The following is a 2,477-nucleotide window of genomic DNA, read 5'->3' as shown; positions in this document are numbered from 1 at the left end:
GTCGCCGACGCCAGCACGATGACGTCGGCCGACAGGCCGGCAGTCTGGTCCAAGGTCAGCAGCGGCACGCGCGGCAGGCCGGGATCGACTTCCGGCCGGAAGGTCGAGGTTTCTAGATGGCGGTCGAGCAGGGCGCGAAACTCCGACCAGCGCAGCCGCAGCGGCAGGCCGTCGAGCGCCTGTTCCAGCTGCCGCAGCGCGGCGATTACCTGCGATCCGGCATCGTCATCGGCTAACCCGGCCGACAGGCCGACCACGTTCAAGCTGGCCAGCGTTGCCCGCGCCCACTCGACGGCCAGGCGCGGTGGGCCGCTCACCGGCAACTCGCTGCCGGCGCGCTGCAGGCGCTCGAACAGCGCCGGCCAGCGGTCGTCGACAAGCTTCTGCAGGGCGGCGAGGCCGGCGCGCGGCGCTGTTTTCAGATCGCGTGGCGGGAAGTGCAGCAACTGGTCGAGCCGCGCAGCCAGTGGCGGCTCAGGGCGCTCTACCGGCTCGCCGCGGAAGAAACCCGATTTCAGAAGATCGAGCAGCGGCCGGTAGTGGAAGCCGGTTTCCAGACATTCCAGCCAGGCCGACAACGTCGCCGCGGCGCGGCTGGTCGACAAGGTCCAGCCGATACGATCATCGAGCGCGATGCCGGCGCGTTCGAGCAGGGCACGCAGGCGGCGGGCGAGACGACGATCACCACTGACCACGACCACCTCGCGATGGCCGGCGAGCAGGGCTTCGCGCACCGCCAGTTCGACGATCCGCGCTTCGTGCTCGGGCGACGATGCGGCCACCAGGCGGATGCCGCAGGGACCGCTGGCAGCCAGCGTCCGGGCGCGCTCGGCCAGGCTGCCGTCGCCGAGCGCGAACAGCGCGTCGAGCAGGCGGCTGCGCACCGTCGACTGCGCCGGTACTTCGATCGCCGGCAGATCGAGCAGGCTGGCGAGTCGGTTCGGCGCCTCGCCGTCACGACCACCCCTGCGGCCCCGGGACCACAGCGCCAGCCGTCCCTCGGCCAGCGGCAGCGCCAGCAGACGGGCCTCGGCGCGGCTCAAATGGTCATGGCCGATCAGCCAGGTGTCGCGGAGATCCAGGCAGGCAGCCTGCAGTGCCCGCAGATGGGCGACGGCCGGGGCGCGGTCACCGATCTCCTCGGTGTAGGCCCGCCACAGCTGATGAACCAGCTGCGCTTCGCGCGACAGCGCGTCCAGTTCCGGCGCGGCATAAGCAATGCGGAGCTGTTCGGCAAAGTCCTCGAGCCGCTCGGGCAGCTGCACGGCATTGAGCGCCAGTTCCTCGAACAGCTGGAACAGGGCGTCGGCGACTTGCATGGGATCGCGACCGGGAAACACGCTGCTCAGTCGAGTCAGCCACTCGGCGAGTTGCAGCCGGCAGGCCAATGCCGACAGTGGGGCCGACAGCGGTACCGGTGCATCGCCGGCTCGATACCGCGCCGCCAGTTGCGTGAGGCTGAGTAGCTGCGGCATCAGCAGCGCAGCGCCGGCGGCACGCACCAGCGCTTCGCGCAGTGGCCGCACCAGGAGCGGCGTGGCGACCACCAGCGTCAGCCCGGACAGGTCCGGCAAGCGCTGGCGATGCTCGTCGATCAGCCGTTGGGCGACCTGATCGACGAACGCGGTTCCTGGCGCGAACAGCAGCAGCGGCGTGCAGGAAGGACTCACGCGCCGGGCTGGGGATTCTGAGTTCGGCGCAGGAGGCTCAGGGGGAGCGCGAGCGTCAGCGTTCCAGCAGCTTGAACTTGTCGGGCTTGCCGTCCCAGTCCTTGGCGCCGGCCAGACCGTCCTTCTTTTCGGTCAGCACCGGCCACTCGGCCGACAATTCCTTGTTCAGCGCGATGAAATGTTTCTGGTCTTCCGGCACATCATCCTCTGCGAGGATGGCGTTGGCCGGGCACTCTGGTTCGCACAGCGTGCAATCGATGCATTCTTCCGGATCGATGACCAGGAAGTTCGGGCCTTCATGGAAGCAATCCACCGGGCAGACTTCCACGCAGTCCGTGTATTTGCACTTGATGCAGTTTTCAACGACGACGAAGGTCATGGCACTCGAGGCAGGCGGTAACAGGTAACGGATTTTACGGTGTTATTGCCGGTTGTGACGATGTCGGTCGCGAGAAGGAGCGCGACGACGGAGTCAGGCCTCGGTAACGTTAATCAGCACTTAAGGATCGGCCGCGATACTGGCGGTCGAAAATCAGCCGGAAGATCACGTTTTGACCGAGCCCATTCACTGATGCGAATCCTGCTGGTCGAAGACGACGCGATGCTCGGGGAAGCGCTGGCGCGCAGTCTGGCACTCAACGCCCACGCGGTGGATTGGGTTCGCGATGGCGTTGCCGCCGCCGATCACTGGCAGGCCACGGCTTACGAACTGGTGCTGCTCGATCTCGGCCTGCCGGGACGCGATGGGCTGAAGGTGCTCGCCGATGCCCGCCGCGCCGGGCTGGAAACGCCGGTGCTGATCCTGAC

At 67.6% G+C, this 2,477-nt stretch carries 2 protein-coding genes and 1 pseudogene; 1 reads left to right on the top strand and 2 read right to left on the bottom strand.

What is annotated here, in order from left to right:
- Together QZY06_RS00730 and fdxA are read right to left on the bottom strand one after the other, a co-directional pair.
- Window positions 1-1,670: pseudogene (locus QZY06_RS00730) on the bottom strand (hypothetical protein); the annotation flags it as partial.
- A 55-nt stretch (window positions 1,671-1,725) separates the two neighbouring features.
- Window positions 1,726-2,049: a ferredoxin FdxA gene (gene fdxA, locus QZY06_RS00725; protein ID WP_295678907.1), complete on the bottom strand. Its 324-nt coding sequence runs from the start codon at window positions 2,047-2,049 to the stop codon at window positions 1,726-1,728.
- Window positions 2,050-2,241: 192 nt separating this feature from the next.
- Here fdxA and QZY06_RS00720 point away from each other — a divergent pair.
- On the top strand, window positions 2,242-2,477 hold a 236-nt coding region (locus QZY06_RS00720), incomplete at its 3' end, for a response regulator (protein ID WP_295678905.1).

This window comes from uncultured Nevskia sp., assembly GCF_903885465.1.
Classification (GTDB): Bacteria; Pseudomonadota; Gammaproteobacteria; order Nevskiales; family Nevskiaceae; genus Nevskia.
This window is presented reverse-complemented; position numbering and strand designations above follow the sequence as displayed.